The organism is Pseudomonas sp. MF09150, from assembly GCF_059862355.1.
Genome location: NZ_JCBCUS010000001.1, coordinates 1,574,949 through 1,599,014 on the forward strand (window position 1 = coordinate 1,574,949; position 24,066 = coordinate 1,599,014).

Annotated in this window: 18 protein-coding genes; 8 read left to right on the forward strand and 10 right to left on the reverse strand. The window is 62.0% G+C overall.

Annotated elements, in window-relative coordinates:
- Positions 1-77 precede the first annotated feature (77 nt).
- The 4 genes from AC19YX_RS07065 to AC19YX_RS07080 form a co-directional block, all read right to left on the reverse strand.
- Positions 78-314: a DUF1653 domain-containing protein gene (locus AC19YX_RS07065; RefSeq protein WP_078471206.1), complete on the reverse strand. Its 237-nt coding sequence runs from the start codon at positions 312-314 to the stop codon at positions 78-80.
- Between the two features lie 100 nt (positions 315-414).
- The gene (fadA, locus tag AC19YX_RS07070; RefSeq protein ID WP_008028488.1) at positions 415-1,590 is read right to left on the reverse strand and encodes an acetyl-CoA C-acyltransferase FadA; all 1,176 of its coding nucleotides are present in this window, start codon (positions 1,588-1,590) and stop codon (positions 415-417) included.
- 32 nt (positions 1,591-1,622) lie between these two features.
- Positions 1,623-3,770: a fatty acid oxidation complex subunit alpha FadB gene (gene fadB, locus AC19YX_RS07075; protein WP_500605978.1), complete on the reverse strand. Its 2,148-nt coding sequence runs from the start codon at positions 3,768-3,770 to the stop codon at positions 1,623-1,625.
- A 579-nt stretch (positions 3,771-4,349) separates the two neighbouring features.
- Positions 4,350-4,787: a hypothetical protein gene (locus AC19YX_RS07080; RefSeq protein ID WP_201130228.1), complete on the reverse strand. Its 438-nt coding sequence runs from the start codon at positions 4,785-4,787 to the stop codon at positions 4,350-4,352.
- A 104-nt stretch (positions 4,788-4,891) separates the two neighbouring features.
- Here AC19YX_RS07080 and AC19YX_RS07085 point away from each other — a divergent pair, with 104 nt between their 5' ends.
- Positions 4,892-5,329 (forward strand): universal stress protein, encoded by a 438-nt coding sequence (locus tag AC19YX_RS07085; RefSeq protein WP_078471202.1) that lies wholly within the window; start codon positions 4,892-4,894, stop codon positions 5,327-5,329.
- 67 nt (positions 5,330-5,396) lie between these two features.
- On the opposite strand, the gene AC19YX_RS07090 is transcribed toward AC19YX_RS07085, so the two are convergent.
- Complete coding sequence (locus AC19YX_RS07090) at positions 5,397-7,313, reverse strand: ATP-binding cassette domain-containing protein (protein WP_500605979.1); 1,917 nt, start codon at positions 7,311-7,313, stop codon at positions 5,397-5,399.
- Between the two features lie 213 nt (positions 7,314-7,526).
- On the opposite strand from AC19YX_RS07090, the gene AC19YX_RS07095 reads away from it, so the two are divergent.
- Complete coding sequence (locus AC19YX_RS07095; RefSeq protein WP_078471200.1) at positions 7,527-9,455, forward strand: transglycosylase SLT domain-containing protein; 1,929 nt, start codon at positions 7,527-7,529, stop codon at positions 9,453-9,455.
- A 138-nt stretch (positions 9,456-9,593) separates the two neighbouring features.
- Here AC19YX_RS07095 and AC19YX_RS07100 read toward each other — a convergent pair whose 3' ends face one another.
- Positions 9,594-11,360, reverse strand: coding sequence for an ABC transporter transmembrane domain-containing protein (locus tag AC19YX_RS07100; protein ID WP_161955747.1), 1,767 nt, complete (start codon positions 11,358-11,360; stop codon positions 9,594-9,596).
- Positions 11,361-11,615: 255 nt separating this feature from the next.
- Between AC19YX_RS07100 and AC19YX_RS07105 the strand changes: the two genes are divergently transcribed.
- On the forward strand, positions 11,616-11,795 hold the full coding sequence (locus AC19YX_RS07105; protein WP_078471199.1) for a PA1571 family protein: 180 nt from the start codon (positions 11,616-11,618) through the stop codon (positions 11,793-11,795).
- A gap of 95 nt (positions 11,796-11,890) precedes the next feature.
- Here AC19YX_RS07105 and pdxB read toward each other — a convergent pair whose 3' ends face one another.
- Complete coding sequence (gene pdxB, locus AC19YX_RS07110; protein WP_500605980.1) at positions 11,891-13,033, reverse strand: 4-phosphoerythronate dehydrogenase PdxB; 1,143 nt, start codon at positions 13,031-13,033, stop codon at positions 11,891-11,893.
- 190 nt (positions 13,034-13,223) lie between these two features.
- On the opposite strand from pdxB, the gene AC19YX_RS07115 reads away from it, so the two are divergent.
- Positions 13,224-14,633 carry an MATE family efflux transporter gene (locus AC19YX_RS07115; RefSeq protein ID WP_078471197.1) on the forward strand — a complete coding sequence of 470 codons (1,410 nt, stop codon included), beginning with the start codon at positions 13,224-13,226 and terminating at the stop codon, positions 14,631-14,633.
- Here the strand turns inward: AC19YX_RS07115 and tusA are convergent.
- Complete coding sequence (gene tusA / locus AC19YX_RS07120) at positions 14,630-14,881, reverse strand: sulfurtransferase TusA (protein WP_078471196.1); 252 nt, start codon at positions 14,879-14,881, stop codon at positions 14,630-14,632. The genes AC19YX_RS07115 and tusA overlap by 4 nt on opposite strands.
- Positions 14,882-14,994: 113 nt before the next feature.
- Positions 14,995-16,068 (reverse strand): 23S rRNA (cytidine(2498)-2'-O)-methyltransferase RlmM, encoded by a 1,074-nt coding sequence (rlmM, locus tag AC19YX_RS07125; protein WP_500605981.1) that lies wholly within the window; start codon positions 16,066-16,068, stop codon positions 14,995-14,997.
- A 204-nt stretch (positions 16,069-16,272) separates the two neighbouring features.
- Between rlmM and acnA the strand changes: the two genes are divergently transcribed.
- The 3 genes from acnA to AC19YX_RS07140 all read left to right on the forward strand — a co-directional run bounded on the left by acnA (position 16,273) and on the right by AC19YX_RS07140 (position 21,759).
- On the forward strand, positions 16,273-19,014 hold the full coding sequence (acnA, locus tag AC19YX_RS07130) for an aconitate hydratase AcnA (protein ID WP_078471194.1): 2,742 nt from the start codon (positions 16,273-16,275) through the stop codon (positions 19,012-19,014).
- A gap of 156 nt (positions 19,015-19,170) precedes the next feature.
- The gene (locus AC19YX_RS07135; protein ID WP_500605982.1) at positions 19,171-19,962 is read left to right on the forward strand and encodes a CPBP family intramembrane glutamic endopeptidase; all 792 of its coding nucleotides are present in this window, start codon (positions 19,171-19,173) and stop codon (positions 19,960-19,962) included.
- A 231-nt stretch (positions 19,963-20,193) separates the two neighbouring features.
- Positions 20,194-21,759 (forward strand): methyl-accepting chemotaxis protein, encoded by a 1,566-nt coding sequence (locus AC19YX_RS07140; RefSeq protein WP_078471192.1) that lies wholly within the window; start codon positions 20,194-20,196, stop codon positions 21,757-21,759.
- A gap of 90 nt (positions 21,760-21,849) precedes the next feature.
- On the opposite strand, the gene AC19YX_RS07145 is transcribed toward AC19YX_RS07140, so the two are convergent.
- On the reverse strand, positions 21,850-22,542 hold the full coding sequence (locus AC19YX_RS07145) for an alpha/beta family hydrolase (RefSeq protein WP_500605983.1): 693 nt from the start codon (positions 22,540-22,542) through the stop codon (positions 21,850-21,852).
- Between the two features lie 99 nt (positions 22,543-22,641).
- Between AC19YX_RS07145 and ccoN the strand changes: the two genes are divergently transcribed.
- Positions 22,642-24,066 carry a cytochrome-c oxidase, cbb3-type subunit I gene (gene ccoN / locus AC19YX_RS07150; protein ID WP_078471190.1) on the forward strand — a complete coding sequence of 475 codons (1,425 nt, stop codon included), beginning with the start codon at positions 22,642-22,644 and terminating at the stop codon, positions 24,064-24,066.

The window sequence follows — 24,066 nt, forward strand, 5'->3', positions numbered from 1 at the left end:
GTTGGCGCCTGACGCGGCACCGCTATATATAGTGGCAACAAGGTGAGGTCAAGCGCAGGGTACTGCGCGACCTGCGCTTATGCCTTTGAAAAAAGACTGGCTTCGGCCTGCACCAAAGCAAAGCGTGGCACCTGCTCGCCGTCAACCTCGACGGACTCCAGGAACATGCTCAAGGGACGCACCCAAAAGCCGTAATCGCCATACAGGGCTTGGTAGAACACCACTTCTTCTTCGGTTTCCGAGTGCCGCGCCACGTTGAAAACGCGGTACTGCGGCCCCTTGTAATGCTGATAGAGCCCGGGTTGTAACGGCATGCTTTGGCCCTCACACAAATCTTTTCAAAATAAAAACAAAATAAATCTTCCGAAAAACAAAAACCGGGGCACTTGGCCCCGGCTTCCATCAACGAGACGCTTAAACGCGTTCGAAGACGGTGGAGATGCCTTGGCCGAGACCAATGCACATGGTGGCCACCCCAAAGGTGCCGCCATTCTGCTTCATCACATTCAGCAATGTGCCGGAGATACGGGCACCGGAACAACCGAACGGGTGACCCAGGGCGATCGCGCCGCCGTGCAGGTTAACCTTCTCGTTCATCTTGTCGAGTACTTTCAGATCTTTCAGCACTGGCAGGGCCTGTGCGGCGAAAGCTTCGTTGAGCTCGAAGAAGTCGATATCGTTGATGCCCAGGCCCGCACGCTTGAGTGCTTTCTGGGTCGCCGGTACTGGACCATAGCCCATGATCGCCGGGTCCACACCCGCCACGGCCATCGAGCGAATCACCGCCAGAGGCTGGATGCCCAGGTCCTGGGCACGCTGCGCCGACATCACGATCATGCACGAGGCACCATCGGTGATCTGCGACGAAGTACCGGCCGTCACGGTGCCGCCCTTGGGATTGAACGCTGGCTTGAGTGCCGCCAGGCTTTCCAGGGTGGTTTCCGGACGAATGGTTTCGTCATAGTCGAACAGCTTCAGGAAGCCATTCTCGTCGTAGCCCTGCATCGGGATGATTTCGTCCTTGAACTTGCCTTCCACCGTCGCCTTGTGGGCGAGTTGGTGGGAGCGCACGCCGAAGGCATCTTGCTGCTCGCGGGTAATGCCGTGCATCTTGCCGAGCATTTCAGCGGTCAGACCCATCATGCCCGAGGCTTTTGCCGCGTACAGCGACATGTGCGGGTTCGGATCGACACCGTGCATCATGCTCACGTGGCCCATATGCTCGACGCCGCCTACCACGAACACGTCACCATTACCGGTCATGATCGCTTGCGCAGCAGTGTGCAGCGCGCTCATCGACGAGCCGCACAGGCGGCTGACGGTCTGGCCGGCAGCCGTATGCGGGATCTGGGTCATTAGCGACGCCATGCGCGCGATGTTCCAGCCCTGCTCCAGGGTCTGGTTGACGCAGCCCCAGATCACATCCTCGACTTCGTTCGGATCGACCTTGACGTTGCGTTCCAGCAGTTTGCTGATCAGGTGCGCCGACATGTCTTCGGCGCGGGTGTTGCGGTGCATGCCGCCCTTGGAGCGGCCCATCGGAGTACGACCGAAGTCGACAATCACGACGTCTCTAGGATTCAAGCTCATAAAATTTCACTCTCGCTCTAGTGTTTGGACGCTTAACCGAAGAACCGCTGGCCAGTCTTGGCCATTTCACGCAGTTTTGCGGTCGGGTGGTACAGCGCGCCCAAATCAGCGTACTGGTCGGCCAGGGCAACAAACTCTGCAACACCGATAGAGTCGATGTAGCGCAGCGCACCGCCACGGAATGGAGGGAAACCAATACCGTAGACCAGGCCCATGTCAGCTTCGGCGGCGGTTTCGACGATGCCGTCTTCCAGGCAACGCACGGTCTCCAGGCACAGCGGGATCATCATCCAGTTGATGATGTCTTCGTCAGTGACTTCACGCTGCTCGTAGACAATCGGCTTGAGCACTTCCAGCACCGACGGGGCGGCGACTTTCTTCTGCTTGCCCTTCTTGTCGGTCTCGTAGGCGTAGAAGCCCTTGCCGTTCTTCTGGCCCAGGCGCTTGGCTTCGTAGAGCACGTCGACTGCCGAGCGGCGGTCGTCTTTCATGCGGTCCGGGAAGCCTTCAGCCATCACGTCACGACCGTGGTGGCCGGTGTCGATGCCGACCACGTCCATCAGGTACGCCGGGCCCATTGGCCAGCCGAATTTTTCCATGATCTTGTCGATACGGACGAAGTCCACACCAGCGCTGACCAGCTTGGCGAAACCGCCGAAGTACGGGAACAGGACGCGGTTGACCAAAAAGCCCGGGCAGTCGTTGACCACGATCGGGTTCTTGCCCATTTTCTTGGCGTAGGCAACGGTGGTGGCAACTGCCAGCTCGCTGGACTTCTCGCCACGGATCACTTCCACCAGGGGCATCATGTGCACCGGGTTGAAGAAGTGCATGCCGACGAAGTTTTCCGGACGCTTGAGGGCCTTGGCCAGCAAGGTGATGGAAATGGTCGAGGTGTTGGACGCGAGGATGGTGTCCTCTTTGACCTTGTCTTCGACTTCAGCCAATACCGCCTGCTTGACCTTCGGGTTCTCGACAACCGCTTCGACCACCAGGTCGACGTGGCCGAAGTCACCGTAGGACAGGGTCGGACGAATGCCGTTGAGCACTTCAGCCATCTTCGCGGCGGTCATGCGGCCTTTATCAACGCGGCCTACCAGCAGCTTGGCGGCTTCTGCCAGGCCCTGCTCGATACCGTGCTCGTTGATGTCCTTCATCAGGATCGGCGTACCCTTGGATGCCGACTGATAAGCGATACCGCCACCCATGATGCCGGCGCCGAGTACGGCAGCCTGCTTCACGTCCTTGGCGATTTCGTCGTAGGCCTTGGCCTTTTTCTTCAGTTCCTGATCGTTCAGGAACAGACCGATCAGGCTCTGCGCGGCAGAGGTCTTGGCCAGTTTGACGAAGCCTGCGGCCTCGACTTCCAGGGCTTTGTCGCGACCGAAGTTCGCGGCCTTCTGGATGGTCTTGATCGCTTCAACCGGCGCCGGATAGTTCGGGCCAGCCTGGCCGGCTACGAAACCTTTGGCGGTTTCGAAAGCCATCATTTGTTCGATCGCGTTGAGCTTGAGCTTTTCCAGCTTCGGCTGACGCTTGGCCTTGTAGTCGAACTCACCGGAGATGGCACGCTTGATCAGCTCCAGCGCGGCATCCTTGAGTTTGTCCAAGGCGACGACGGCATCGACGGCGCCGACTTTCAGCGCGTCTTCAGCACGGTTTTCCTTGCCGGCGGCAATCCACTCGATGGCGTTGTCGGCACCGATGATGCGCGGCAGACGCACGGTACCGCCGAAGCCCGGGTAGATGCCCAGTTTGACTTCCGGCAGGCCGATCTTGGCGCTGGTGGCCATGACGCGGTAGTCCGCCGCCAGGCACATTTCCAGACCGCCGCCCAGCGCGATGCCATTGATCGCGGCAACGGTCGGAACGTTGAGGTCTTCGAAATCGCTGAAAATCTTGTTGGCTTCGAGGTTGCCTGCAACAAGCTCTGCATCCGGCAGCTTGAAGTTGTCGACAAATTCGGTGATGTCGGCGCCGACGATAAACACGTCCTTGCCACTGCTGACGATCACACCTTTGATCGAAGCATCTGCCTTGATGGTGTCTACCGCCTGACGCAGTTCGTTCAGGGTTAGACGGTTGAACTTGTTGACGGACTCACCCTTGAGGTCGAAATTCAATTCGACGATGCCACTTTCAAGAGCCTTAACCGTGATGGCTTTACCTTCGTAAATCATCAACTGATCTCCACGATATGGAAGCTGAACAGTACACGTCGGACGCTGACTTCTGGCTTGGCACTGACCTGAATGTCGGTGCTGATGCCAATCCGCCAGGCACACCCGCCGACGCGATAGTCGGGATTCTGCGAGAGTCGCCTGCTAATACAAACGCTCAATTCATACGCCCGTTTGATTTGGGTACGCCACATTCAGGGAAAAACCACCAATTGTCAATCGCCCAAAATGCGGTTTGAAATGCGACCTTGCGGTCACTTCAATATCATGGGCTCGCAGCAACAGGCCGGCGTATCCTCTGCCATTCATAGAATCAATAGTTAGAAAATTCGCCCTAACTGTTATGCCAGGCACCGATACACCGTCTACGCTGGCAACCACCGCAGAATAGATACCGTTGCACGTTTATCCGAGACAGGGCGTAAGATCGAGCGCACGCGAAGACCCGCACCAGCTAGTGGTGCGCTGTTTCAAGACTGAATTACCGGCCTGCCTGGCCAACCCCGGCCCGATGATGATATCGGGCTTTTTATTGCCTGCGATTTGGCCTGCGCCATTGCGGCACCAGGCCTGCCCGGTTCAGGCCAGGGCCTTGAGCACCGAGGCGATGTCCTGCAGCACGCTCAACTCGCCGCGCTCGTTCCAGTACAGGGCGATCATCTGCTTGTCGGCCTCGATCTTGAACACGGTGGCGGGCAACTTTTCCAAATGCCCTAACAACGCCTCATCCACGCATGCTTCACGCCACTGATTGACCCACACCCCGGGTGCGGTCTGCCAATAGCTGAAGCACAGCGGCTGGGTGCTGCGCCTTGGCCGGTGATACTGCGGACACGGGTTCGGCGGCTCCTGTCCCAGCCAGTGCGGCCACTCCTGGGGCGCCAACTGCATGGCCAGGCCGATACGCCGCGCCTCCATGCGCATGGCTATCTGGCCGCTCTGGCGGTGCGAGGGGCGCAACCATGCCAGGGGGCTCAAGACCACCGCAAGGATTGACACCACTATCCATACCGTCATATCTGTACTCCCGATTCTTGATGAGCGGGTTGCGCCACCTTTGGACCAACCCGCTTGAAACCAGCCATACTTGAAGCTATTGCAATCCTCAGGAGGTGCACCTCATGTCCTACCACCATATTCTGGTCGCTGTAGATCTAACCGAAGAGTGCGATCCTGTTATCCATCGCGCTCGCGAACTTTCGGTGAGCAACGGCGCCAAGCTGTCCCTGGTGCATATTGTCGAACCCATGGCCATGGCGTTCGGCGGCGATGTGCCGATGGACCTGTCACAACTGCAGCAACAACAATTTGACCAGGCCAAAGAGCGCCTGGACCGGCTGATCATCAAGTACCCCGAGCTGTCCAAGGAATACAGCCACCTGACCTACGGCCAGCCACGCCAAGAGATCCATCACCTGGCCAAGGAGCAGGCTTGCGACCTGATCGTGGTCGGCAGCCACGGCCGGCACGGCCTGGCCCTGCTGCTGGGCTCCACCGCCAATGACGTGCTGCATGGCGCGCCTTGCGACGTACTGGCGGTGCACCTGGTCAAGCGTTAAGTCTTACGCGCCAGCCCCTACAAAAAGCCCGACATCATCGTCGGGCTTTTTGTCAGTGCTGATTCACTCAGGCATCCAGCTCGGCCCAGCGCTCGACCAACACTTCAAGGTCAGCGTTGAGCTTTTCCAAACCGGCAATCACCGCCGCGGTTTCAGTGGATGGACGCTGATAGAAACCGGCATCAGCCATCTCGGCCTCGACCGCAGCAATCTGCTGCTCCATGGCTTCAATCTCACCTGGCAGAGCTTCAAGCTCGCGCTGCAATTTGTAGCTGAGCTTTTTCTTCGCCGTCGAAGCCTCCTGAACCGGTGCCGCTTCCACCACCGGAGCCACCACCGCGGAGTTCAGCTCGGCCTTGCCCGACTTGTTCTCGGTCACGCCCAGCAGGCGCGGCGAACCGCCCTGACGCAGCCAGTCCTGATACCCGCCGACGTATTCACGAACCTTGCCTTCGCCTTCAAAGACCAGGGTGCTGGTGACCACGTTGTCGAGGAATGCCCGATCGTGACTGACCATCAGCACGGTGCCGTTGAAGGTCAGCAACACCTCCTCCAGCAGTTCGAGGGTTTCCACGTCGAGGTCGTTGGTGGGTTCGTCGAGGACCAGCAGGTTGGCTGGTTTGCTGAACAGTTTGGCCAGCAACAGACGTGCACGCTCACCACCCGACAGCGCCTTGACCGGCGTGCGGGCACGCTGCGGGCTGAACAGGAAGTCGCCGAGGTAGCTCAGCACATGACGGCTCTGACCATCGATATCGATAAAGTCGCGACCTTCGGCGACGTTGTCGATCACGGTCTTTTCCAGGTCCAGCTGGTGGCGCAACTGGTCGAAGTAGGCCACGTCGATGCGCGTCCCCTCTTCCACAGTGCCGCTGGTCGGTTGCAGGCCGTTGAGCATCAGTTTCAGCAGCGTGGTCTTGCCAGTGCCGTTGGCGCCCAGCAGACCGATACGGTCGCCGCGCTGCAGGACCATGGAGAAGTCCTTGATCAGGAACGGGCCACCCGGGTGGGCGAAGCTCACGTTTTCCAGAACCATGACCTGCTTGCCGGACTTGTCGGCGGTATCCAGCTGGATGTTGGCTTTGCCGGTACGCTCGCGACGCTCGCTGCGCTCGACGCGCAAGGCTTTCAGGGCGCGTACACGGCCTTCGTTACGGGTGCGACGAGCCTTGATGCCCTGGCGGATCCAGACTTCTTCCTGGGCCAGTTTCTTGTCGAACAGGGCGTTGGCGGTTTCCTCGGCGGCCAGCGAGGCCTCCTTGTGCACCAGGAAGCTGGCGTAGTCGCCGTTCCAGTCGATCAGGCCGCCACGGTCCAGTTCGAGAATTCGGGTCGCCAGGTTCTGCAGGAAGGAACGGTCGTGCGTGATGAACAGCACGGCGCCCTGGAAATCCTTGAGGGCTTCTTCCAGCCAGGCAATCGCACCGATGTCCAGGTGGTTGGTTGGTTCGTCGAGCAGCAGCAGGTCCGGCTCGGACACCAGCGCCTGAGCCAGCAGCACGCGACGACGCCAGCCGCCGGACAATTCGGCGAGGGTCTTGTCGGCCGGCAGTTGCAGGCGGCTCAGGGTGCTGTCGACCAATTGCTGCAAGCGCCAGCCATCACGGGCTTCGAGGTCTTGCTGGACATGCATCAGCTTGTCCAGGTCTTCTTCGGTGACGCAGTTCTGCGCCAGGTGATGGTATTGGGCGAGCAACGCGCCCACGCCATCCAGGCCTTCGGCGACCACGTCGAACACTGTCCGCTCGTCGGCCACCGGCAGTTCTTGCGGCAATTCGCCGATCTTGAGGCCAGGCGCGCGCCAGACGGAGCCGTCATCGGGCTTCTGATCGCCCTTGACCAGCTTCATCATGCTGGACTTGCCTGTGCCGTTTCGGCCGATGATGCACACCCGCTCACCACGGGCGATCTGCCAGGACACCTTGTCCAACAACGGCATAGCGCCGAAAGCAAGGGACACATCGCTGAATTTGAGCAGGGTCATGAGCTTCTCCAAAAACCGGGCGCGCATTCTACCTGACTTGAGACCGCAGAAGGCCGGCATTTTCAATGTCGAAGCACTCTGCATAACAAATGTTGCGAACTGATGCCGCACAGCCTGCAAAGCTTTCGTCTGCTGGCGGCAAAAGGCTAAGCTACGGACAATTCAGTGCGAGCGTGGCTTGCACTTGTCATGATTTCTCTGCACGGATGTCTCATGCGCAGTCGCCTTTTCAGTCTTTTATCGTGCTTGCTTCTTTCTGCCACCGCTGCTCAATCCGCCCAGGCCGTGGACCTCTCCACCCAACGCCAGTATTACGATGAAGCCAAGCGCGCCTTGGCCAAAGGCGATTCCGGGCCCTACATGCGCTACAGCCAGGCCCTCAGCGATTACCCGCTGGAACCCTATCTTGCCTACGACGAGCTGACCGCGCGCCTGAAAACCGCGAGCAACGCCGAGATCGAGAAATTCCTCGCCGAACATGGCGACCTGCCCCAGGCCAACTGGATGAAGTTGCGCTGGTTGCGCTGGCTGGCCGATCGCGGTGACTGGGCGACGTTCGTCAAGTACTACGACCCCAAACTCAACTTCACCGAACTGGACTGCCTGAACGCGCAGTATCAGATCGGCCACAACCTCAAGGCCGAAGGCTACGCCAACGCCGAAAAACTCTGGCTGAGCGGCAAGAGCCAGCCGGCCGCCTGTGATGGCCTGTTCGGCGTGTGGGCCGCCGAAGGCCAGTTGACCGAACAGAAACGCTGGGAGCGCACCAAACTCGCGGCCCAGGCCCGCAACTACCCGCTGGCCAACAGCCTGGTGAACGGCCTGACCACCCTCGCCCCCCGCGGGCGCTTGCTGGTGGAAGTGGCGCAAAAGCCGGAGCTGCTCAACCAGCCCACACGCTTCACCCCTGCCGATGAGCCGATGTCCGACATCGTCAGCCTCGGCCTGCGGCGCCTGGCCCGCCAGGATCCGGACAAGGCCATGGCCCTGCTCGACGGCTATGCCAGCAGCATGCATTTCTCCCGCGATGAAAAAGTCGCCATCGCCCGTGAAATCGGCCTGACCCTGGCGCGCCGCTTCGACGGCCGCGCCTTGGACGTCATGACCAAGTACGACCCGGAGCTGCGGGACAACACCGTGTCTGAATGGCGCCTGCGCCTGCTGCTGCGCCTGGCGCGCTGGGACGACGCCTATCAACTGACCCGACGCCTGCCTCAGGACCTGGCCACCACCAACCGCTGGCGCTACTGGCAGGCCCGCAGCCTGGAACTGGCACAGCCGCAGAATCCGCAGGCGCAGACCCTCTACAAGAACCTGGCCCGCGAGCGCGACTTCTATGGTTTCCTGGCTGCCGACCGTTCGCAATCGCCCTACTCCCTGGTCAACAAACCGCTGGTCATGAGCCAGGCGCTGATCAACAAGGTACGCAACACCCCCGGCGTGCGCCGCGCCCTGGAGTTCCACGCCCGCGGCCAGATCGTCGATGGCCGGCGCGAGTGGTACCACGTCAGCCGTCACTTCAACCGTGACGAAATGGTGGCCCAGGCCAAGCTCGCCTATGACCTGAAATGGTACTTCCCGGCCATCCGCACCATCAGCCAGGCGCAGTACTGGGATGACCTGGATATTCGCTTCCCGATGGCCCACCGCGACACCCTGGTGCGCGAAGCCAAGGTCCGCGGCCTGCATTCGAGCTGGGTGTTCGCCATCACCCGCCAGGAAAGCGCCTTCATGGACGACGCCCGCTCCGGCGTCGGCGCCAGCGGCCTGATGCAACTGATGCCCGGCACCGCCAAGGAAACCGCACGCAAGTTCAGCATCCCCCTGGCATCACCCCAGCAAGTGCTGGACCCGGACAAGAACATCCAGCTCGGCGCCGCCTACCTGAGCCAGGTCCACAGCCAGTTCAACGGCAACCGCGTGCTCGCTTCCGCCGCCTACAACGCCGGCCCCGGCCGCGTGCGCCAGTGGCTCAAGGGCGCCGACCACCTGAGCTTCGACGTCTGGGTTGAAAGCATCCCCTTCGACGAAACCCGGCAATACGTGCAGAACGTGCTGTCGTACTCGGTGATCTACGGCCAGAAACTCAACTCGCCACAGCCGCTGGTGGATTGGCATGAGCGATATTTCGACGATCAATAAGAGACGCAGCGGCGAGCGGTAAGCTACAAGCCGCAAGCTCAAGCCTGAAAGCAAAATGCCCGCATTGAGAAATGCGGGCATTTTTGTATGCGATTCAAAAACCGCTACAAACTTGTAGCTTGCGGCCTAGAGCTGCCCCTACTCCTTCTCGCTGAACTGCAACGCCGCCAGACGTGCATAGAGAGGGTTACTGGCGATCAGTTGCTGATGAGTGCCCACCGCAACCAGCTTGCCCTGGTCCATCACCGCGATTCGGTCGGCGTTTTTGACCGTGGCCAGACGGTGGGCGATGACCAGGGTGGTGCGGTTCTGCATCAGGCTGGGCAGGGCTTGTTGAATCAGGTGCTCGCTCTGGGCGTCGAGGGCGCTGGTGGCTTCATCCAGCAGCAGGATCGGCGCGTCCACCAGCAGCGCCCGGGCGATGGCCAGGCGCTGGCGCTGGCCACCGGAAAGCCCCAGCCCACCATCCCCCAGATGGGTCTGGTAACCGTTGGGCATCTTCTCGATGAATTCATCGGCGTAGGCAATCTTCGCCGCCTCACGCACCTGCTCCAGGGTCGCCCCGGGGTTGCCGTAGCGGATGTTCTCCTCGACGCTGCCGAAAAACAGCGCCGGGCTTTGTGACACCAGGGCAAAGCAGCGCCGCAGATCCTGTGGATCGAGCTGGGTCAGCGGTACGCCATCGAGCAGGATTCGCCCCTGCTGCGGGTCGTAGAAGCGCAGCAGCAAATCGTAGATGGTCGACTTGCCGGCGCCTGACGGGCCGACCAGGGCCAGGGTTTCGCCGGCATGGATCTCCAGGCTCAAGCCATCCACCGCATTGCTTTCAGGCCGTGAAGGATAGGAGAAGCGCACATTTTCCAGGGCCAGCTCACCCCGCACTCGCGGCGGCAGGGCCACCCCATCAGTGGTCGGCGGCTGGATAATGCTTTCCGAGCGCAGGAGCTCGGCAATTCGCTCGGCAGCCCCCGCCGCTCGCTGCAACTCGCCAATCACCTCGCTCAACGTGCCGAACGCACTGCCCACAATCAGGCTGTAGAACACGAACGCCGCCAGCTCGCCACCGGAAATCCGCCCGGCGATCACGTCCATGCCACCGACCCACAACATCACCCCGACCGCGCCCAACACCAGCACGATCACCAGGGTGATCAGCCAGGAACGCTGGACGATACGCTTGCGCGCGGTGTTGAACGCCTCTTCCACGGTCAGCGCAAATCGCTGCTCGTCCTGGCGCTGGTGGTTATAGGCCTGCACGGTCTTGATCTGGCCAAGGGTCTCGGACACATAGCTGCCGACATCGGCGATACGGTCCTGGCTCAAGCGCGACAGATTGCGCACCCGCCGGCCGAAAATCAGGATCGGCGCCAGCACCAGCGGCAAGGCCACCACCACGATGCTGGTGAGCTTGGGGTTGGTGATAAACAGCAGCACGATGCCGCCGATCACCATCAGCGCGTTACGCAGGAACAACGAGAGCGACGAACCGATTACCGACTGCAGCAAGGTGGTGTCGGCGGTCAGCCGCGATTGGATTTCAGAGCTGCGATTACTCTCGTAAAACCCGGGATGCAGGTAGATCAGGTGGTTGAACACCTGCCGGCGAATATCTGCCACACACCGCTCGCCGATCCACGACACCAGGTAGAAACGGGCGAAAGTGCCCACGGCCAGCCCCAGCACCAGCAACAGAAACAGGCCGATGGATTGATTGAGCAAGTGTGGCGAACGGGTCATGAACCCCTGATCCACCAGCAGCCGAATGCCCTGCCCCATGGACAAAGTGATGCCGGCAGTGACGATCAGCGCCAGCAGTGCCCCGAGGGCCTGCCAGCGGTAAGGCGCAATAAACTGACTGGCCAGGCGAATAGCCCGGCGTTGGTGCGAAGAAAGCATGACGATCATCCGATAGGTCACCAGGAGCGAGGCACTGCCAAGCCTACACCGACCCATTGGCCGGAACTTACGCGAATCACAATGAGTCAGGTTAAATATGACCGCTGACACTAGAGCCTAGAGGCTATTGATCTAATGTCCGGCTGGCACTCGTGGGGGATTTCTGGTGGAGTGAGAGCACTGCCGGGGCCCTGTAGTCCGCTGTCACAGCCCGGTCACCTGGCGGTTATAAACTAAGCACACAACCTGATGAGGAGACAGGCCATGTCCTTGCAACACAGCAGCGATGACAAGATTCAAGTGATTCGTACCCAGCCAAACCAGTCTCTAGGGTGTGCCATCATCGACGCTCAGGGTCGCGAAGTACCGATTACTGAAGACATGATCCAGAGCGCATGCCGCGAACTGGAAAAGCGACTGGTCAAGCCTGCCCAGCAAGATTGAGCCCTCGCCTCGCACTCTCTTGACCCGGCCTCGAAGCCGGGTTTTTTATGCCTGCCTTCCCCACTGCGCGGGCCTCGCGACCCGCCGCAGGCTATTCAGGCCAGGGTCGCACCCAAGGCAGTGACGATCTGCTGCAGCGCTGGCGAATCGCCCTGAATGTGCACGCTCAGGCCGTCGATCTCACGGCGTTCAGGGTAGTGTTTGCGCAGACCGTCGAAGGCACTGCGCTGCTCGGCCGGGGTGCCGCCCAGGCTGCGCCGGAAGTCGGCGTCGTCCCGGCGCGGGTCGTACACCGCGCGGCAGACAGTCGCCAGCGCCCAGGCAGGGTCGGCATTGGCGTTGAGCCAGAGGTGCGAAACCCACGGCTGGGGCAGCAGCGTATCCAGGCTGACCTGCTCCGCCTGGCCTGAAAACCGGCAGTAGGCCTGGTAAATCTGCGCGGTGCCGCGCTGCTTGCCATCCAGGCTGTAACCGGCAATATGCGGCGTAGCCAGGACACACAGATCGGCCAGGGCCTGATCCACCCTGGGCTCCTCCTCCCACACGTCCAGCACTGCCTGCAAGTCTTCGCGCTCAAGCAGCACTTCGCGCAGGGCGTGGTTATCGACCACCGGGCCACGGGCAGCGTTGATCAGCCAGGTACCCGGCCTGAGTTGTTGCAGGCGCGCCTTATCCAGCAGGTGCCAGGTCGAGAGTTCGCCGCTGCGGGTCAAGGGCGTGTGCAGGCTGATAACGTCGCACTGCTCGATCAATTGTTCCAGGCTCACGTAGTCGCCACCTTCGGCGGCCTGGCGCACGGGGTCGCACACCAGCACATTCCAGCCCAGGCCACGCAGTACCTGGATCAGCCGCCCGCCCACCTCGCCCGCACCCACCACGCCATAGGTGCGCCCGGGCAGCGCGACGCCTTCGATTTCCGCCAGGGTCAACAGGCTGCCGAGCACGTAATCCACCACGCCACGGGCGTTGCAACCCGGCGCGCTGGACCAGTGAATACCGGCCTGGGCGAAGTACTCGAGGTCCAGGTGATCGGTGCCAATGGTGCAGGTGCCGACGAAACGCACCTTGCTGCCTTCAAGCAGGGCTTGATCGACGTTGGTCACCGAACGCACCAGCAGCACATCCGCTTCGGCAACGGTCGCACGGTCGATGGAGCGTCCTGGGAATCGGCGAATTTCACCGAAACCGGCAAAGAACTCTTCGATCAGCGGGATATTTTCGTCGGCAACAATCAGCATGGCAGGCTCCTTTCGCGGAGCCGCAGTGTAGGCGTAGTGGAGGGTCAGGGGCCAGTGCCAATACCGCCGCAGCCCGATTTCAGGCGGGCTGCAGCGCTTACAAATCCGCAACACAGGATGTTTTCCTGACCGCAGCGTCAACGCGTAGAATGTCGCGTCCTGCGCCACCCCACCTATGGACGCTTCGCCTGTGAATTCTGTCTCCGACACCCCCGCCGCCACTTCCCTCAAGCGCCCCGCCCGGGTCTATCTCGAGCTGCGCAACCTGCTTGGGCTGGCGCTGCCGATCATGATCGCGCAGCTGGCGACCACCGCCATGGGCTTTGTCGATGCGGTGATGGCCGGCCGGGTCGGGCCTCGGGACCTGGCGGCAGTGGCCCTGGGCAACTCGATCTGGATCCCGGTCTTTCTATTGATGACCGGCACCCTGCTGGCAACCACGCCCAAGGTTGCGCAACGCCACGGCGCCGGGCTACCTGGCGAAATCGGCCCGCTGGTGCGCCAGGCCTTGTGGCTGGCGCTGGTGGTGGGGCTGATGGCGACCCTGATTCTGTTCAACGCCGAGCCGGTGTTGCACCTGATGAAGGTCGACCCCGAACTGATCGAGCCGTGCATGGGCTACCTGCGCGGCATCGCCAGCGGCCTGCCGGCAGTGGCGCTGTATCACGTCATGCGCTGCTTCAGCGACGGCCTGGGCCGCACCCGGCCGAGCATGGTCATGGGCCTGTGCGGGCTGGCGCTGAATATCCCGATCAACTACGTCTTCATCTATGGCCACTTCGGCGTGCCGGCCATGGGCGGCGTCGGCTGCGGCTGGGCCACGGCCATCGTGATGTGGGCCATGATGTTCGGCATGGCCAGTTGGACCCGCTGGGCCCCCGCCTATCGCAACATTGACCTGTTCGGTCGCTTCGACTGGCCGCAATGGGCGGTGATCAAGCGCTTGTTGAGCATCGGCCTGCCCATCGGCATCGCGGTATTTGCCGAGTCAAGCATCTTCGCGGTGATTGCCCTGCTGATCGGCAGCCTTGGCGCCACCGTGGTCGCCGGGCACCAGATCGCCCTCAACGTCAGCTCCCTGGTGTTCATGATCCCCTACTCCCTGGGCATGGCCGTGACCGTGCGGGTCGGCCAGGCCCTGGGCCGCAGCGAACCACGTGAGGCGCGGTTTGCCGCCGGGGTCGGCATGGGCACGGCGCTGGCTTATGCCTGCCTCTCGGCCAGCATGATGCTATTGCTGCGCGGACCGATTGCGAGCATCTACACCACCGACCCCATGGTGATCCATGTGGCGTCGATGCTGATTGTGTATTCGGCACTGTTCCAGTTTTCCGACGCGATCCAGGTCACCGCCGCCGGCGCCCTGCGCGGCTATCAGGACACCCGGGTGACCATGGTCCTGACCCTGTTCGCCTACTGGGGCATTGGTTTGCCGGTGGGGTATGCGCTGGGGCTGACCGACTGGTTCGGCCCCGCCCGCGGCCCGAGCGGGCTCTGGGAAGGGTTGATCGTGGGCCTGAGCTGCGCGGCGCTGATGCTGTCGATCCGCCTGACCCGCAGTGCGCGCAAGCGGATCCGCATCAGCCGCTCGCTGGGTTAAGCGAGCTTCTTGCGGATCCAGTACAGATAGGTTCCGGCCTCTTCCTGCTGCGCCACCAGTTCGTGGTCGAGAAACACACAGAACTTGGGAATGTCGCGGCGGGTGGACGGGTCGGTGGCGATGACCTTGAGCAGGCCGCCAGGCGCCAGGTCGCGGATGTGCTGGTGCAGCATCATCACCGGCTCCGGGCAATTGAGGCCCGTGGCGTCGAGGGTCCCGTCAACGGGGGTATCGATGGTTGGGTTCATTACTCACTCCTGAAACTGGCCGGCATTGTCGCGCAACACCGAAACCAGGTCATCCGTAGCCATGTTTTTTCAGATGAATTGTTGCGGGCGCGACCACCAGGCCACGCCGATTCTCAACGGGCCTTGGGCTTGCTGACATCCAGCCGGCGCAGGTGGCAGGTCACTTCCTCACGGTCGTGGTACAGCTGCTTGCACCCCACCGCCACACGAATCCCGCGGGCCTTGAAGCCCTCTTCGATGCGCTCAAGCAGGCGCTTCACTTCCGCATAACGCTGCTTCATCGGCAGCTTCAGGTTGACCACCGCCTCGCGGCAATGTCCCTCGCCGACCCAGGTTTCCAGCAGGGCAGCGTTGCGCGCCGGCTTCTCGACGATGTCGCACACCATCCAGTCCACAGGCTGCTTGGGCTTGAAGGTAAAGCCGTCGGCCATCAGGTGCTGGACCAGGCCGGTGTCCATCAGGCTCTCGGCCATCGGCCCGTTGTCGATGGCCGTCACCAGCATGCCGCGGTTGACCAGTTGCCAGGTCCAGCCGCCGGGGGCGGCCCCCAGATCGACACCGGTCATGTCGCTGTGCAGGCGCTCGTCCCATTGGTCACGGGGGATGAAGTGATGCCAGGCCTCTTCCAGCTTCAGGGTCGAACGGCTGGGCGCTTCGCGCGGGAATTTCAACCGCGGAATGCCCATCGGCCACATTGCCGAATTACCGGCATCGGCCAGGCCGACAAACACCTCACGCCCGCTCTTGAAGGTCAGCAGCAAACGCGGCCGGCCTGGGTCATCCACCAACTTGCCAGCGGCCGTCAGGGCCTTGCGCAGCGGGCCTTCGAATTTCTTGCAGAAGTTCGACAGTTCCTTACCGTCATTGGTGTCCACCACTTCCAGCCACAAACTGCCGCAGGTCGGGAAGCTCGCCAAATGAGCCAGGATCACGCTGATCCGGTCGCTTTCCGGCAGATCGATAAACATGCCCCGCGCCCATTGCCGAGGGAAGATCAGCTCGGCGAAGCGCAGCCCCTTCATCAAGCGCTCGGCACCGTAGTCTTCGGTGCAGACAAACTCGGCGCAGGCGGCAGCGGTCTTGGCCTTGGCATAGCCGGCCACGTTGAGGCGCGCGGCATGGTCGGCGATCTCGGAGCAGACTTCGCCTTCAAAACCTGGGCGGCAATGCATAAAGAGGGTGTTCATCGAATCTCCTGGGCAACGTCAATGAATCGCGGACTTGCCCTGTAGCAAAGCCTGTCACGAAAACGGGCGCATGATAGCCGAGTTCGGAACCTTGGACTTGTCCATAGAGTCCAGTTATTAGCCAGCTACTTAAAACAGGGCTAGGTTAAGAGCTCTGTCCGTCCCGTCAGGTCCGTAGCCGTGCGGACCATAAGGAGTCATTCAATGCCGTCCCTCGATAGCCTGAGAACCCTTGAAACGTTAAAAGTCGACGACAAGACCTACCACTATTTCAGCCTGCCACAGGCCGCCAAGAGCCTGGGCGACCTCGACAAACTGCCGATGTCGCTGAAGGTCCTGCTGGAGAACCTGCTGCGCTGGGAAGACGACAAGACCGTCACCGGCGCCGACCTCAAGGCGATTGCCGCCTGGCTCAAGGAGCGTCGCTCCGATCGTGAAATCCAATACCGCCCGGCGCGGGTGCTGATGCAGGACTTCACCGGCGTGCCCGCCGTCGTCGACCTGGCCGCCATGCGCGCGGCCATGGCCAAGGCCGGCGGCGACCCGCAACGCATCAACCCGCTGTCGCCGGTGGACCTGGTGATCGACCACTCGGTGATGGTCGACAAGTTCGGCACCACCAGCGCCTTTGAACAAAACGTCGACATCGAAATGCAGCGCAACGGCGAACGCTACGCCTTCCTGCGCTGGGGCCAGAGTGCCTTCGACAACTTCAGCGTGGTGCCGCCGGGCACCGGTATCTGCCACCAGGTCAACCTGGAATACCTCGGACGCACGGTCTGGACCAAGGACGAAGACGGCCGCACCTATGCGTTCCCCGACACCCTGGTGGGCACCGACTCCCACACCACCATGATCAACGGCCTCGGCGTACTGGGCTGGGGTGTGGGCGGGATCGAAGCCGAAGCCGCGATGCTGGGGCAGCCGGTGTCGATGCTGATTCCGGAAGTCATCGGCTTCAAGCTCACCGGCAAGCTCAGGGAAGGCATCACCGCCACCGACCTGGTGCTGACCGTGACCCAGATGCTGCGCAAAAAAGGCGTGGTGGGGAAATTCGTCGAGTTCTACGGCGATGGCCTGGCCGACCTGCCGCTGGCCGATCGCGCGACCATCGCCAACATGGCCCCGGAGTACGGCGCGACCTGCGGCTTCTTCCCAGTGGATGAAGTGACCCTGGAATACCTGCGCCTGTCCGGGCGTCCGGCGCCATTGGTGAAACTGGTGGAGGCCTACAGCAAGGCCCAGGGCTTGTGGCGCCTGCCCGGCCAGGAGCCAGTCTTCACTGACAGCCTGGGCCTGGACATGGGCACCGTGGAAGCCAGCCTGGCCGGACCGAAACGGCCCCAGGACCGAGTTTCCCTGCCCAACGTCGGCCAGGCTTTCAGTGACTTCCTGGACCTGCAATTCAAACCCACCACCAAGGAAGAAGGCCGCTTGGAAAGCGAAGGTGGCGGTGGCGTGGCCGTGGGCAATGCCGACCTGGTGGGCGAAGCCGACTACGACTACGAAGGCCAGACCTACCGCCTGAAAAACGGCGCGGTGGTGATCGCGGCCATTACCTCCTGCACCAACACCTCCAACCCCAGCGTGATGATGGCGGCCGGCCTGGTGGCGAAAAAAGCGGTGGAAAAAGGCCTGAAGCGCAAACCCTGGGTCAAGACGTCCCTGGCACCGGGCTCGAAGGTGGTCACCGACTACTACAAGGCCGCCGGCCTGACTCAATACCTCGACCAATTGGGTTTCGACCTGGTGGGGTATGGCTGCACCACTTGCATCGGCAACTCCGGGCCGCTGCCCGAGCCGATCGAGAAAGCCATCCAGAAGGCCGACCTGACCGTGGCCTCGGTGCTCTCCGGCAACCGCAACTTCGAAGGCCGGGTCCACCCGCTGGTGAAAACCAACTGGCTGGCCTCGCCGCCCCTGGTGGTGGCCTATGCCCTGGCCGGCACTGTGCGCACCGATATCAGCAGCGAACCTCTGGGTGAAGGCAAGGACGGCAAGCCGGTGTACCTGCGGGATATCTGGCCCAGCAGCCGGGAAATCGCCGACGCGGTGGCCCAGGTCAGCACCCAGATGTTTCACAAGGAATACGCCGAAGTGTTCGCCGGCGACGAGCAATGGCAAGCCATTGAAGTGCCTCAGGCCGCGACCTATGTCTGGCAGAAGGACTCCACCTACATCCAGCATCCGCCGTTCTTCGACGATATCTCCGGCCCGCTGCCGGTGATCAAGGATGTCAGCGCTGCCCGGGTCCTGGCGCTGCTTGGCGACTCGGTCACCACCGACCACATCTCCCCGGCCGGCAACATCAAGGCCGACAGCCCGGCGGGCCAATACCTGCGCGAGCAAGGGGTGGAACCGCGTGACTTCAACTCCTACGGCTCGCGCCGTGGCAACCACGAAGTGATGATGCGCGGCACCTTCGCCAACATCCGTATCCGCAACGAAATGCTCGGCGGCGAGGAAGGCGGCAACACGATCTACATTCCCACCGGCGAGAAACTGGCGATCTACGATGCCGCCATGCGTTACCAGGCCAGTGGCACGCCGCTGGTGGTGATTGCCGGCCAGGAATATGGCACTGGCTCCAGCCGTGACTGGGCGGCCAAGGGCACCAACCTGCTGGGGGTCAAGGCGGTGATCGCCGAAAGCTTCGAGCGCATCCACCGTTCCAACCTGGTGGGCATGGGCGTGCTGCCGTTGCAGTTCAAACTCGATCAGAACCGCAAGAGCCTGAACCTGACCGGCAAGGAGACCCTGGACATCCTCGGCCTTTCCAACGTCGAACTGACCCCACGGATGAACCTGACCCTGGTCATCACTCGCGAGGATGGGCGCCAGGAGAAAGTCGAGGTGCTGTGCCGGATCGATACCTTGAATGAAGTCGAGTACTTCAAGGCGGGGGGGATTCTGCACTACGTGCTGCGCCAACTGATCGCTTCGTAAGACGCGATCGGGTCCTGAACCACGCTGACAAAACGCCGCCTTCGGGCGGTGTTTTTCGTCGCCCTGTCCCGCCTGGCCTGCCTCGCTATAATCCCCCGCCGCGCACGATGGCTGCACCGGCACGCCATCTGCCCATTTTTGCAACAAGGATTCCCCATGAGCGCCTTGCCATGGCTGTACCTGGCTGTTCTTTCCATGGGCTACGCCTTGGCCCTGACCTATGGCCAGTTGGGTCTGCTCGCCGCCGTGCCGGTGGCCCTGCTGCTGTGCGCAGGCCTGGCGGTGCGCCAGCGCCGAAGCCCCGTCGGTCGCTACCTCGGCCACGGCCTGTTTGTGGTGCTGGCCCTGGCGCTGGCCATGCATTGGCTGCCCGGCTTCCATAACGGCCGGGCCATCGGTCCCGAGCGCTTCACTGACGACGCCGTGCCGTTTTCCATGTACCTGAACCTGGACAAGCCGATGATCGGCTTCTGGCTGTTGCTGGCCTGCCCCTGGATCGTCGGCCGCCGCTCGTTGCGCCTCGGGCTGTACGCAGGCGCCATGGCGCTGGCGCTGAGTGCGCTCGCGGCATTGGGTGGCGCGGTGTGGCTTGGCATCATCAGTTGGGCGCCAAAATGGCCGGACTCGGCCTGGCTGTGGCTGCTCAATAACCTGCTGCTGGTCACCCTGGTCGAGGAAGCGCTGTTTCGCGGCTATATCCAGGGCGGGTTGAGCCGGCGCCTGCACCACCTGCCCTACGGTCAGAACCTGTCACTGCTGTGCGCCGCCCTGCTGTTCGGCCTGGTGCACCTGGGTGCCGGCTGGCAATGGATGCTCCTGGCCAGCATCGCCGGCGTCGGCTATGGCCTGGCCTATCGGTTTGGCGGCCTGGGGGCGGCGCTGGCCACCCACTTCGGCCTGAATCTGCTGCATTTCGCGCTATTCACCTACCCCATGCTCGCGGGCTGAATCCGCCGGCAATTGGCACTGAAGTACTTATAAACAGTACTTCAGTACTATTGACTGCCCGCGCCCAAGCCTATTGATTGTTGCCCTCGCCCTACGGCGACAACTGCCCCTCACGCTTATTTGCAAGCGACACCTCCCGCCAATGAGACCTGGTGCAGATTATTGAAAAATAATCTCAATAATTGGCCGACCCGGCCGACAACACATCAAAGCCTTGCGGATTGAAAAACCATGCGTAATAACCAGCCCGTCACCCAGCGCGAACGTACCTTCCCGGCTCAGCAACGGTTGATCTCCACGACCGATGCCAAAGGCGTGATCACCTACTGCAACGACGCGTTCGTCGAGATCAGCGGGTTTTCGCGTGAAGAGCTGGTTCGCGCACCGCACAACCTGGTCCGTCACCCAGACGTTCCAGCTGCGGTGTTCGCGCATATGTGGGGCACTCTGAAACAAGGCTTGCCATGGATGGGCATTGTCAAAAACCGCTGCAAAAGTGGTGACCACTACTGGGTCAACGCTTATGTCACGCCGGTGTTCGAAGGCAATCAGGTGGTCGGTTACGAGTCGGTGCGGGTCAAGCCCACTGCCGAACAGATCCGCCGCGCCGAAGCGCTTTACCAGCGCATCAACCAGGGCAAGTCGGCTATTCCGAAACGCGACAAATGGCTGCCGGTGCTACAGGACTGGCTGCCGTTTATCCTGGTCAGCCAGCTGAGCTTCATGATCGGCGCCTGGCTCAACTCCCACTGGGGCTTCGCATTGGCCGCCGCGCTGTCGGTGCCCCTGGGCCTGCTCGGCCTGAGCTGGCAGCAACGCGGCCTCAAGCGCCTGCTGCGCCTGGCCGAACAGACCACATCCGACCCGTTGATTGCGCAGATGTACACCGACAGCCGTGGCGCACAGGCGCGTCTGGAGATGTCCATCCTCAGCCAGGAAGCTCGCCTGAAGACCTGCCTGACACGCTTGCAGGACACCGCCGAGCACCTCAACGAGCAAGCCCGTCAGTCCGACACCCTGGCCCACCAGAGCTCCACCGGCCTGGAACGCCAGCGGGTCGAGACCGAACAAGTGGCCACTGCGGTAAACCAGATGGCGGCCACCACCCAGGAAGTGGCGAGCCACGTGCAACGCACCGCCGACGCGACCCAGGAAGCCAACCGCCTGACCGGTCGCGGTCGCGACATCGCCGGCGAAACCCGCGAGGCGATTCAGCGCCTGTCGGTGGTCGTGGGTGAAACCGGCCTGACCGTGACCCAACTGGCCAAGGACAGCGATGAAATCGGCGGCGTGGTCGATGTGATCAAGGGCATCGCCGACCAGACCAACCTGCTGGCGCTGAACGCCGCCATCGAAGCGGCGCGCGCCGGGGAAATGGGTCGCGGCTTTGCCGTGGTGGCCGATGAAGTGCGGCAACTGGCCCAGCGCACCAGCGAGTCCACCGGGCAGATCCACACCCTGATCGCCAAGCTGCAGCAAACCGCCAGCACCGCCGTGCAAACCATGGACGCCGGGCATCGCCAGGCCGAAGAAGGGGTGGCACGGGTTCTGGAAGCCGACCAGGCACTGATCGGCATCAGCGAGGCGGTGGCCAATATCACCGACATGACCACCCAGATCGCCGCGGCCACCGAAGAGCAAAGCGCCGTGGCCGAAGAGATCAGCCGCAATATCAGCACCATTGCGCAACTGGCCGATCAAACGTCGGAACAGGCCCAGCACTCGGCGCAACTCAGCGAAGAGCTGACCCGCACCGCCAACACTCAGTACTCGTTGGTGGAACGCTTCAACCGCTGATGCCTTGAGCGGTAAAAAAAACCGGAAGCCCAGGCTTCCGGTTTTTTTATGGGCGTCGTCCAGGCCACTGCAAGGCGCCCACGACCCTCCTCAAAGCGCGCATAGGAAAGACGCGACCTGACTCGCGGCAGCCTCCAGATGTTGCTCATGGATGAAGCCAGAGGCCTTGAGCGGCTTCAAATCGTGATCACCGGCCGCCAACCAGTGCAGCTGGATGCTCGGCGCCAATGCATAGGTCTCGACCGTCGCCCGATTGCCCAGGGCATCACGTTCGCCCTGGATGATCAGGGTCGGCGTGGCAATCTCGGCCAGATGGGCTACGCGAGGCTTCTCCGGTTTGCCCGCGGCATAGAACGGGTAACCCAGGCACACCAGGGCATCGGCGCTCAATTCATCGGCCAGCAAGCTGGCCATGCGCCCACCCATGGACTTGCCGCCAATGGCCAGGCGCCCAGCGACATGGGGTCGCACCCGGGCATACACCTCGCGCCAGCATTCCAGCAGTTTCGGGGCCGGATTGGGGGGGCGCCGGCCACCGTCCAGGCGCCGCTGGGCCATGTAGGGAAACTCGAAACGCAAGACGCCGACCCCATGGCTGGCAAGGCGTGCAGCCATATCGTTCATGAACCCGCTGTCCATCGGCGCACCGGCTCCGTGAGCCAGGATCAGTGTCAGCGGCTCGCCACTGCCCGGCGCCCGCGCAGCATCCCACAACCCGCCGAGTTCCTTGACGCACTGCGCCCATTGATCCCCGTCAATACTGGCCTTGTGCTCTTTGCCCATGCTTGCCTCGCTTTTAGTCTGCCTATAACTCCAGAAGAAGTGAGCGCGCCTTGCCGTGCGCAGTCGCTTTCACTTCAGCTGAACCGTGGATGGGGAACCATGAACACTTCTATCAGTACCGCCTACAACTACAAGGTGGTCCGCCAATTCGCCATTATGACGGTGGTGTGGGGCATCGTCGGCATGGGGCTCGGGGTTTTTCTCGCTGCCCAGTTGGTCTGGCCCGAACTTAACTTCAACCTGCCGTGGACCAGCTTCGGTCGTCTGCGCCCGTTGCACACTAACGCGGTGATCTTCGCCTTCGGTGGCTGCGCACTGTTCGCCAGCTCCTTCTACTCGGTGCAACGCACCTGTCAGACCCAACTGTTCGCGCCGAAAATCGCCGCGTTCTGCTTCTGGGGCTGGCAACTGGTGATCGTCCTGGCGGCCATCAGCCTGCCGCTGGGCTACACCAGCTCCAAGGAATACGCCGAGCTGGAATGGCCGATCGATATCCTGATCACCATCGTCTGGGTCGCCTACGCCATCGTGTTCTTCGGCACCCTGGTCAAGCGCAACACCAAGCACATCTATGTCGGTAACTGGTTCTTCGGTGCGTTCATCATCACCGTGGCGATCCTGCATATCGTCAACAACCTGGAAGTGCCGGTCAGCCTGACCAAGTCCTACTCGCTGTACTCCGGCGCGACGGATGCCATGGTCCAGTGGTGGTACGGCCACAACGCCGTAGGTTTCTTCCTGACGGCCGGCTTCCTCGGGATGATGTACTACTTCGTGCCGAAACAGGCCGAGCGTCCGGTGTACTCCTATCGCCTGTCGATCGTGCACTTCTGGGCCCTGATCACCCTCTACATCTGGGCCGGTCCGCACCACCTGCACTACACCGCGCTGCCAGACTGGGCGCAGTCCCTGGGCATGGTGATGTCGCTGATCCTGCTGGCGCCAAGCTGGGGCGGCATGATCAACGGCATGATGACGCTCTCGGGCGCCTGGCATAAGTTGCGCAGCGACCCGATCCTGCGCTTTTTGGTGGTGTCCCTGGCGTTCTACGGCATGTCGACCTTCGAAGGTCCGATGATGGCGATCAAGACTGTGAACGCCCTCTCCCACTACACCGACTGGACCATCGGCCACGTGCACGCAGGTGCCCTGGGCTGGGTTGCAATGATCTCGATCGGCGCGCTCTACCACATGATCCCGAAAGTCTTTGGTCGCCAGCAGATGTACAGCCTGGGCCTGATCAACGCGCACTTCTGGCTCGCCACCATCGGCACCGTGCTCTACATCGCCTCGATGTGGGTCAACGGTATCGCCCAGGGCCTGATGTGGCGCGCAGTCAACGAAGACGGCACGCTGACTTACTCCTTCGTCGAAACCCTGGTGGCCAGCCACCCAGGCTTCATCGTGCGACTGGTGGGCGGTGCAATCTTCCTCAGCGGCATGTTCCTGATGGCTTACAACACCTGGCGCACCGTGCGGGATGCACAACCCGCTGAAGTTGCCGCCGCTGCGCAGATGGCCTGA

Coding starts and splice junctions, on each gene's coding strand:
- AC19YX_RS07065 (WP_078471206.1), bottom strand. CDS start 314: ATGCCGTTACAACCCGGGCTCTATCAGCATTACAAGGGGCCGCAGTAC.
- fadA (WP_008028488.1), bottom strand. CDS start 1,590: ATGAGCTTGAATCCTAGAGACGTCGTGATTGTCGACTTCGGTCGTACT.
- fadB (WP_500605978.1), bottom strand. CDS start 3,770: ATGATTTACGAAGGTAAAGCCATCACGGTTAAGGCTCTTGAAAGTGGC.
- AC19YX_RS07080 (WP_201130228.1), bottom strand. CDS start 4,787: ATGACGGTATGGATAGTGGTGTCAATCCTTGCGGTGGTCTTGAGCCCC.
- AC19YX_RS07085 (WP_078471202.1), top strand. CDS start 4,892: ATGTCCTACCACCATATTCTGGTCGCTGTAGATCTAACCGAAGAGTGC.
- AC19YX_RS07090 (WP_500605979.1), bottom strand. CDS start 7,313: ATGACCCTGCTCAAATTCAGCGATGTGTCCCTTGCTTTCGGCGCTATG.
- AC19YX_RS07095 (WP_078471200.1), top strand. CDS start 7,527: ATGCGCAGTCGCCTTTTCAGTCTTTTATCGTGCTTGCTTCTTTCTGCC.
- AC19YX_RS07100 (WP_161955747.1), bottom strand. CDS start 11,360: ATGATCGTCATGCTTTCTTCGCACCAACGCCGGGCTATTCGCCTGGCC.
- AC19YX_RS07105 (WP_078471199.1), top strand. CDS start 11,616: ATGTCCTTGCAACACAGCAGCGATGACAAGATTCAAGTGATTCGTACC.
- pdxB (WP_500605980.1), bottom strand. CDS start 13,033: ATGCTGATTGTTGCCGACGAAAATATCCCGCTGATCGAAGAGTTCTTT.
- tusA (WP_078471196.1), bottom strand. CDS start 14,881: ATGAACCCAACCATCGATACCCCCGTTGACGGGACCCTCGACGCCACG.
- rlmM (WP_500605981.1), bottom strand. CDS start 16,068: ATGAACACCCTCTTTATGCATTGCCGCCCAGGTTTTGAAGGCGAAGTC.
- acnA (WP_078471194.1), top strand. CDS start 16,273: ATGCCGTCCCTCGATAGCCTGAGAACCCTTGAAACGTTAAAAGTCGAC.
- AC19YX_RS07135 (WP_500605982.1), top strand. CDS start 19,171: ATGAGCGCCTTGCCATGGCTGTACCTGGCTGTTCTTTCCATGGGCTAC.
- AC19YX_RS07140 (WP_078471192.1), top strand. CDS start 20,194: ATGCGTAATAACCAGCCCGTCACCCAGCGCGAACGTACCTTCCCGGCT.
- AC19YX_RS07145 (WP_500605983.1), bottom strand. CDS start 22,542: ATGGGCAAAGAGCACAAGGCCAGTATTGACGGGGATCAATGGGCGCAG.
- ccoN (WP_078471190.1), top strand. CDS start 22,642: ATGAACACTTCTATCAGTACCGCCTACAACTACAAGGTGGTCCGCCAA.